Origin of the sequence: Clostridium aromativorans (assembly GCF_020908015.1) — a bacterium.
In the GTDB taxonomy this organism is placed as follows: Bacteria; Bacillota; Clostridia; order Clostridiales; family Clostridiaceae; genus Clostridium_B; species Clostridium_B aromativorans.
Window position 1 is genome coordinate 183,628 of sequence record NZ_JAJJPB010000003.1, and the last position, 7,786, is coordinate 191,413.

Genomic DNA, 7,786 nt, shown 5'->3' on the forward strand with positions numbered 1-7,786 from the left:
GGCTTGGAATTGTCTCATGTAGTACTTTAAATTACATGATATTGGTATGATATATGCTAAAATAACATCATGTAATCAAATAAAAATCATAGGGAGGGATTATTGTTTTGACAGAAGTTGATAAGCAATTAGTAATCAAATTTTATAAGACAATGACTAAAATAAGAGCTTTTGAAAAGAACATTGAAAGTTTGTCTTTAAATGGAGAAATACCGGGCTTTGTTCACCTGTATATAGGTGAAGAGGCAATAGCTACAGGAGTGTGTGCAAATTTAACTGATAGAGACTATATAGAGAGTACTCACCGCGGGCACGGGCATACAATTGCTAAAGGAGCAGACATCAATAGAATGATGGCCGAAATATTTGGACGTGAAACGGGATTCTGCAGAGGGAAAGGGGGCTCAATGCACATTGCGGACTTTAACGTAGGAATGCTTGGAGCAAACGGTGTTGTTGGAGGTGGTTATAATTTAGCAGTGGGCGCGGCTCTTGCGATTAAATATCAAAAGAGAAAAGATGTGTCTGTGGTTTTCTTTGGGGATGGTGCCTCTAATAGGGGAACTTTTCATGAAGCGGCAAATTTTGCATCCGTTTTCAAATTGCCGGTGATATTTGTATGTGAAAATAATCAGTGGGCATCAACTACACCTTACAGGACAACTACATCTGTTGAAAATATAGCAGATAGAGCTGTAGGGTACAACATGCCCGGCGTTATAGTGGACGGCAATGATGTGTTTAAAGTTTATGAAGCGGCAAAAAAAGCTGTTGAAAGGGCAAGGCAGGGGCAAGGACCTACGCTTATAGAAGCTAAAACCTATAGAATCAAAGGACATTTTGTAGGTGATCCGGAAAAGTATAGGACAAAAGAAGAAGTTAAAGAGCAATTTGACAAAAATGATCCCATTAAAAATTTTGAAGAAAAGGTGTTAGATAAAAAATTAATGACCAGGGAGGAAATGGACAAGATTAAGGCAGCTGCGGATAAGAGTCTTGAAGAAGCTATAAAGTATGCAAAAGACAGTCCATTCCCTGATCCATCGGAGTTATATGAAGATCTATATGTATAAAAAGGGGGATGACTTAAATGAGAAAAATAACGTTTTCAGAAGCAACACGTGAAGCGATGGAAGAGGAAATGTCCAAAGATGACAGCATATTTATCATGGGGGAGGATATAGCAAGACAGGGTGGAATTTTTGGGCAGTTCAGAGGCCTTCCTCAGAAATTTGGACGTGAAAGAGTAAAAGATACTCCTATTTCAGAAACGGCAATAATAGGTGCAGCTATCGGGGCTGCTCTGGCGGGAATGAGACCTGTTGCCGATATGCACTTTGCAGATTTTATGGGAGTTGCAATGGATGAATTCTTTAATCAAATGGCAAAGGTCAGATATATGTTTGGAGGTCAGTGCAAGCTTCCAGTAGTAGTAAGGGCACCTGACGGCCTTTCAATTCAAGGTGCAGCACAGCACTCCCAAAGTATTGAATCATGGTTTATGCATATTCCTGGACTTAAGGTTGTTATACCATCGAATCCGGCTGATGCAAAGGGACTTTTGAAAGCTGCCCTTAGGGATGATAATCCAGTGATATATTTTGAAAATAAGATGCTTTATCCGCAAAAGGGACCTGTGCCTGAAGGGGAATATATAGATGAAATAGGAAAAGCTAAAGTGGTTAGGGAAGGTAAAGATGTGACTATTGTTTCTTATTCGATAAAGATGCAGCAGGCACTTGAAGCAGCAGATATTTTGGAAAAAGAGGGGATAAATGCAGAGGTTATAGATCTTATGACTATATCTCCCATAGATAAAACTACAATCTTGAATTCCGTTAAAAAGACCAATAGATTTGCAGTACTTCATGAAGCCGTAAAACAGGGAGGAGTTGGTGCAGAATTATCTTCAATAGTTGCTGAAGAGGCAATGGACTATTTAGATGCACCAGTAGTGAGAATTGGGGCACCATTTACACCAATACCTTTCTCGCCAACGCTGGAAAACGAATATAGGACAAAGACAGATGATGTTGTAAACAGGATAAAAGGAATGTTTGTTTAGCTAATTTTCAGTTTTAAGAAATTGAAGATGCCTAAAAACATATTTTGGGAGGAGTTTAAAGTATTTTATCCATATCTCCTCCCGAATAAATAAAAATTGCATATATTCAACTGGGGTTAATACAAGAGAGAATGTATTTAAAATTAGGAGGGTTATAAAATTATGTCTGTTAATGGTAGCCTTACGAGGAGAAAATATATAAATATTATTTTACCGCTGTTCATGGGTTCCGTGCTGGCTTTTCTTGACCGGCTCAATATATCCTATGCTGCTTTGACAATGAACCAGGATCTTGGATTCAGTGCCGAAGTTTATGGAATGGGTGCAGGAATTCTATTTTTTGGTTATGTTGTATTTGAAGTACCGGGGACTGTATTTGCTGAAAAACACAGTCCCAGCAAGTGGCTTGTGAGAATTATGCTTACCTGGGGTGTGGTTACCAGCCTTATGGCTGTTATTCGTACACCAATGCAATTTTATATTATTCGTTTCCTGATAGGTGCTGCAGAAGCAAGCTTTTATCCTGTCTGCTACTCTGTTATTATTCCACGATGGTTTAATGAAACGGATAGGCCCAAGGCCATTTCCATAATGCTCACTTCTCTGTTGGTTTCCAATATAATTGGATCTCCCTTGGCAGGAGTATTGTTGGGATTGTCCTGGTTAAGTCTTCGAGGATGGCAGATGCTATTTGTACTGGAAGGTGTTATGGCAATAATTGTTGGAGTTATATATATTTTCTGGTTAAAAGATAATCCAGAGGATGTAAATTGGCTGACAGCAGAGGAAAAGAAATCAATTACTGAGGAATCCAAAAAAGAAATAAGTGAAAAGGACAAAGTAAGAAAATATACTTTATGGCAGGCAATGGGTGATAAACAGGTTATTAAAATGTGTCTTATATACTTTTTGTGGATTACTGGTTTCTGGGGATTTGGATTCTGGCTTCCTACAGTATTAAAGTCAGTATCAGGTTTGAGCAATTCAAGTGTGAGTTTTTTGATTATTATTCCTATGACCATAGCTCTGATTGGCTTCATAGTCAATGGAAATTCCTCCTCTAAGACTGGAGAAAAGAGATGGCATGTGGCAATTCCCATGTTTATAGGAGCTGCCGGCATGGGCCTGGGAATAATGGTAACCAATCCTGTTTTGAGTTTTATACTTACTTGTGTAACTGCTATTGGCGTATATGTTGGTATGGGAGTTTGGTGGACTTATCCTACATCCTTTTTATCTGGACCGGCAGCAGCTGGAGCTACGAGTTTAATTAACTCAGTGGGAAATTTAGGCGGTTGGTTTGGACCTTATCTGGTAGGATTTATAAAAACCCGTACAGGTTCTTATAATGGTGCTTATATGTACTTGACAGTTTCACTACTTCTTGCTGGTATATTTATACTGACTCTTCACAAAGTATCAGCTGATGAAACTGTGCCAAAAGATAGTATACCTACATCTAAGTAATCTGTTGCTATAGTATTTTCTCAATAAACTAGTTTTTGAATTTAATAAGGAAGGTGTTTGATTTGAATTTTGAGAATAAAGTTGTAGTTGTCACAGGAGGAAGTCAGGGAATAGGTAAAGCTATATGTAAAGGTTTTGCAGGTAAAGGTGCAAAGGTTTCAATCCTTGATATTAAAGAGGAAGAAACCCAAAAAGTTGTAGATGAAATAAAAAAGGATGGGGGAACTGCTAAATTTTATAAAACAAATGTAATGGACAGTTCTTCTGTTAAAGAGACCTTTGGCAAAATATTAAAGGAATTTGAGTATATAGACATACTTGTCAATAATGCAGGTATTGTCAATACAAAACCCTATGAAGATGTGACAGAATCCGAATATGACCTGGTTATGGGTGTAAACTTGAAAAGCGTCTTTAATACTACAAAGATAGTTTTCCCATTAATGAAGAAAAGGAGAAGCGGTAAAATTGTAAATATTGCTTCTGTAGCAGGTAAACGTGGCGGTGGGATTTTAGGAAATACGATATATGCGGCATCAAAGGCTGGAGTAATTGGACTTACAAAAGGGCTGGCAAGAGAAGGAGGTCCCTATGGTATAAATGTAAATGCTGTATGTCCGGGACCTACAGAGACACCTATGCTAAAAGAATTTAAGGGAGAAAGACGAAATAATTTTTTAAATACAATACCTCTCAGAAAATTTGGAAAACCAGAAGGTGTTGCGAATATGGTGATGTTTTTGGCATCTGATCTGGCGGAATTTATTACTGGAGAGATTTCAGATGTAGATGAAGGCATAATGATGGATTAGCAAAGTTTGTGGTGAACAGGCATTAGAGTTATATATACTTTAAATGCCTGTGATGTTCTGTTGTTGATTGAGAGTGACTATATTAAAAAAGGGGGAGCGAAGACTGTGAAAGCATTGATGAAAATGTTACCGGCTTCGGGGTTGGAATTGAGAGAAGTGGAAAAGCCTGTACCTGCCAGAGATGAAGTTTTAATAAAGGTTAAAGCAGCGGCACTTTGCGGTACGGATTTACACATCATAGACTGGAATATGTGGGCTCAGAATTCAGGGATCAAATTGCCGTTAATTGCCGGACATGAATGCTGTGGTGAAGTAGTAGAAGTGGGAAAAGAAGTTACTGGTCTTGAAATTAATGATCATGTTTCCGTTGAAACCCATATTCCCTGTGGAAAATGCCTGCAGTGTAAAATTGGTGAGCAGCATATATGTAATGATCTTAAAATGTTTGGTATCAATACCAATGGATGTTTTGCAGAATATGCGGTTGTTCCAGCAGTTTGTGCAGTGAAGATTTCCAAAAAGATTTCTTTTGAATTTGGGTCGGTTTTTGAACCTCTTGGAACTTCTTTCAGAGCTGTTCAAAAGTGTGAAGTAGCTGGTAAGAACGTAGCTGTCATAGGATGTGGATCCATAGGGCTGTTTGCGGTTGCCTCAGCTTTATATATGGGAGCTTCCCAGGTGATTTCACTGGATATCAGTTCTCCAAGACTTGAAATCGCTAAAAAAATTGGAGCTACTACAATAATCAATTCAGCTGAAGAAGATACCGTAAACAAAATTAAAAGCAGTACCAATGGTTATGGAGTAGATGCTATTATTGAATGTTCAGGGAATGTTGGAGCAATAGAGCAGGGATTCAAATTCCTCAGAAAGGGAGGCAAATATGCACTTATTGGACTTCCAGGAAAAAATATAAGCCTTGATCTTGGCAGCGAAGTGATTTTTAAAGGAGCATCAATATTTGGCATTCATGGAAGGAAAATGTTCTCTACATGGTATGCACTTGAGAATGCCCTGGCTTCAGGAAGGCTCAATATATCACCTGTGATAACTCATAAAATGGCTCTTGAAGATTTTGAAAATGGTATTGAACTTGCAAAAAAAGGCATAGCGAGTAAAGTGGTATTTATTCCTTAGTATGCAGACGAGTCGTATAGAAAGAAGTGATTATTTTGGGTACAAGGCCGCAATGGCTGAAAATGAAAGCACCTGATGCAGTTGTATTAGATAAAATGGAAAATATGTTAAAAGAACTTTCGCTTCATACGGTCTGTGAAAGTGCAAATTGCCCTAATATAGGACAATGTTTCAAACATGCTACAGCTACTTTTATGGCTATGGGTGATGTCTGCACAAGAAATTGTAGATTTTGTGCTGTAGCTAAGGGAAAGCCGTTACCTTTGGATAATGAGGAGCCGGAGAGAATAGCAGCTGCAAGTAAAAAATTAGACCTTAGACATATAGTTGTGACTTCTGTTACCAGGGATGATTTAAAAGATGGTGGAGCAGGGCATTTTGCTAAGATCACAAGAGAAATTAGAAGAGAAAATCCAGAGTCGACTGTTGAGCTTTTAATACCGGATTTGGAGGGAAATTGGAGTGCCTTAAAAAAAATAATTGAAGCAAAGCCGGATATTATCAACCATAATATTGAAACAGTAGAATCTTTATATAAGAAAGTCAGGCCCATGGCAATTTATAATAGATCTATTGAACTTTTAAAACAGGTGAAAATTTTAGATAAAAATATATACACCAAAAGCGGCATAATGGTTGGGCTGGGAGAAACCAAAGTTCAGGTAATCAAAGTGATGGATGATTTATTAAAGGCAAAATGCGATATATTCACTATAGGTCAGTATCTTAGACCATCTAATAACCATCTGCCTGTTTTTGAATATGTTGCTCCTGAGCAGTTTGAGGAATATAAGAAGATAGCACTTGAAAAAGGATTTAAATTTGTTGCATCTGGACCTTATGTTAGAAGTTCTTATAAAGCCTTTGAAGGTATGAAAGCTTTAAAGATGGATAATAAATGTTACAGTTCTAATTTTAGTTGAAAAAGACAATATGCTATTTAGATGTTAGGAGGGTTTTTAATGAGTTGTATTGAAGTGATGCCTAAACTTGGATTGACCATGACAGAGGGGACCCTGGTAGACTGGCATAAAAGTGAAGGGGAGAAAGTTGAAAAGGGAGAAGTTCTGTTTGAAGTTGAGACGGATAAGCTTACGAATGAGATAGAGGCAAAGGAAAGCGGAGTACTTAGGAAAATACTGGTGGAGGAAGGTGAGACGGTTAAATGTCTTGTACCTGTCGGTATAATTGCAGGGGAAAATGAGGACATATCGGAGCTTTTGAAGCAAGCAGGGGCCAAAGACCTCAAAAATGAGAAGGAAGAGGTAAAAGAGCAGCCTGAAGAAAAGATAGAAGTTAAAACCATTGAAACACCAAAGGCAGGAGGCAGGGTTAAAATATCGCCCATTGCAAAAAGAATTGCCCTGGAAAATGGCGTGAATTATGAACTCATAAAAGGTACTGGACCCATGGGAAGAATAGTTAGAAAAGATGTGGAAGGATACATTGAAGACAACAGGGTCAAGGTATCTCCTGCTGCAGCCAAGCTTGCCGGAGAGCTGGGTGTAGATCTCAGGTCGATAAAAAAAGACGGCAGGATAATGAAAAAAGATGTACTTGAAGCTTCAGAGACAGCTAAAATGTCTGCGGCAGCAGCCGAAGAAAAAGTAGAGGAAAAACCTGCAGTAAAAGAAGCACACCGTGGTGAAAAAGCTGTTAAGATGTCTGCAATGAGGAAAGTCATTGCAAAGAGGATGAGTGAAAGCGTCAGCGTATCACCTACCGTAACCTACAACATGACCATGGATACTTCAGAGCTGAAGAGATTGAAAGACAGCCTTAAAGACGTCTTCAAGGTGACCTATACGGATCTGCTCATAAAGATAGTCTCACAGGTGCTTAAAGAATTTCCGCTGGCAAACTGTTCTGTAGAGGAAGATACATTTATTTTGAAGGATTATGTGAATATGGGAGTTGCCGTTGCCCTGGATGACGGGCTTTTGGTTCCAGTGATAAAGGACTGTGACATAAAGAGGCTCAAGCAGATTACAGCCGAATTCAAGGATCTTGTAAAGAGAGCAAAGGAAAACAAACTTGGACCTGATGATCTGACAGGAGGTACATTTACCATAACGAATCTTGGAATGTTCGGCATAGATACATTCTCGCCTATTATAAACCAGCCTGAGGTAGCCATACTTGGAGTAAACAAGATTGCTGAAACACCGGTGGTGGAAAAGGGCCAGATAGTTGTAAAGCCGCTTATAAGCATGTCACTTACAGCGGATCACAGGGCCATAGACGGAGCCTATGCAGCTCGAATTTTGCAGAGAATAAAGCAGTATGTGGAAAAACCGGGACTGCT

Annotated in this window: 7 protein-coding genes; all 7 read left to right on the forward strand. The window is 38.7% G+C overall.

The genetic code is table 11. The features are described from left to right. Positions 1-107 precede the first annotated feature (107 nt). Complete coding sequence (locus tag LN736_RS05070) at positions 108-1,073, forward strand: thiamine pyrophosphate-dependent dehydrogenase E1 component subunit alpha (protein ID WP_279237951.1); 966 nt, start codon at positions 108-110, stop codon at positions 1,071-1,073. Between the two features lie 17 nt (positions 1,074-1,090). Then, positions 1,091-2,065: an alpha-ketoacid dehydrogenase subunit beta gene (locus LN736_RS05075; protein ID WP_150357241.1), complete on the forward strand. Its 975-nt coding sequence runs from the start codon at positions 1,091-1,093 to the stop codon at positions 2,063-2,065. Between the two features lie 162 nt (positions 2,066-2,227). Then, positions 2,228-3,532 (forward strand): MFS transporter, encoded by a 1,305-nt coding sequence (locus tag LN736_RS05080; protein ID WP_229981096.1) that lies wholly within the window; start codon positions 2,228-2,230, stop codon positions 3,530-3,532. Between the two features lie 62 nt (positions 3,533-3,594). Further along, entirely contained in the window at positions 3,595-4,344 is a 750-nt protein-coding gene (locus tag LN736_RS05085; RefSeq protein ID WP_179976986.1) for an SDR family NAD(P)-dependent oxidoreductase, read from the forward strand. A 105-nt stretch (positions 4,345-4,449) separates the two neighbouring features. After that, entirely contained in the window at positions 4,450-5,481 is a 1,032-nt protein-coding gene (gene tdh, locus LN736_RS05090; RefSeq protein WP_179976987.1) for an L-threonine 3-dehydrogenase, read from the forward strand. 35 nt (positions 5,482-5,516) lie between these two features. Further along, positions 5,517-6,404, forward strand: a complete 888-nt coding sequence (gene lipA, locus LN736_RS05095; RefSeq protein WP_229981098.1) for a lipoyl synthase — start codon at positions 5,517-5,519, stop codon at positions 6,402-6,404. A 39-nt stretch (positions 6,405-6,443) separates the two neighbouring features. Next, the coding region (locus LN736_RS05100) for a 2-oxo acid dehydrogenase subunit E2 (RefSeq protein ID WP_229981099.1) at positions 6,444-7,786 on the forward strand (1,343 nt) is incomplete at its 3' end.